This window comes from Micromonospora sp. LOL_021 (assembly GCF_048060215.1).
In the GTDB taxonomy this organism is placed as follows: Bacteria; Actinomycetota; Actinomycetes; order Mycobacteriales; family Micromonosporaceae; genus Micromonospora_E.
Genome location: NZ_JBHMIN010000139.1, coordinates 1 through 844 on the forward strand (window position 1 = coordinate 1; position 844 = coordinate 844).

General features: G+C 70.9%; 2 pseudogenes. Both read left to right on the forward strand.

Going from position 1 to position 844, the window contains the following annotated elements:
- Positions 1–344, forward strand: a pseudogene (locus ACFHWT_RS31355) (acetaldehyde dehydrogenase (acetylating)); the annotation flags it as partial.
- A pseudogene (locus ACFHWT_RS31360) lies at positions 341–844 on the forward strand (4-hydroxy-2-oxovalerate aldolase); the annotation flags it as partial. The pseudogenes ACFHWT_RS31355 and ACFHWT_RS31360, both read left to right, overlap by 4 nt.

Here is an 844-nt window from a genome sequence, read left to right on the forward strand (position 1 = left end):
ACCCGGCGGACCCGCCGCTGCTGATGCGCGACACCGTCTACTGCCTGATCCCGGCCGGCGTCGACACCGACCGGGTTGCCGACTCGGTGGAGACGATGGTCGCGTCGGTCGCCGAGTACGTGCCCGGCTACCGCCTCAAACAGGCCGTGCAGTTCGACCCGGTCGACACGTACGTGCCGGCGCTGGGCAGCCACTTCACCGGCACCCAGGTGTCGGTCTTCCTCGAAGTCTCCGGTGCCGGGCACTACCTGCCCGCCTATGCCGGGAATCTGGACATCATGACCTCGGCCGCGCTGCGTACCGCCGAACGACTGGTCGCTGTCCGAGAGGGGGCACGGTCATGACCCGCCTGTACGTGCAGGACGTGACGTTGCGCGACGGCATGCACGCCATCGGGCACCGGTACACCGTCGAGGAGGTCCGGGCGATCGCCGCCGCGTTGGACGCGGCCGGTGTGGACGCGATCGAGGTCGCCCACGGCGACGGGCTGGCCGGCTCGTCCGTCACGTACGGCCACGGTGCGGCGTCGGACGCCGACTGGATCCGTGCTGCCGCGGAGTCGATCAGCCGGGCGACGTTGACCACGCTGCTGCTGCCCGGCATCGGCACCATCGACGACCTGCGCGCGGCCCGCGACCTCGGCGTCACCAGCGTCCGGATCGCCACCCACTGCACCGAGGCCGACATCGCCGCCCAGCACATCGCCTGGGCCCGCGAAAACGGCATGGACGTCGCCGGCTTCCTGATGATGGCGCACATGAACGACCCGGCCGGGCTCGCAGCGCAGGCCAAGCTGATGGAGTCGTACGGGGCGCACTGCGTCTACGTCACCGACTCCGGCGGC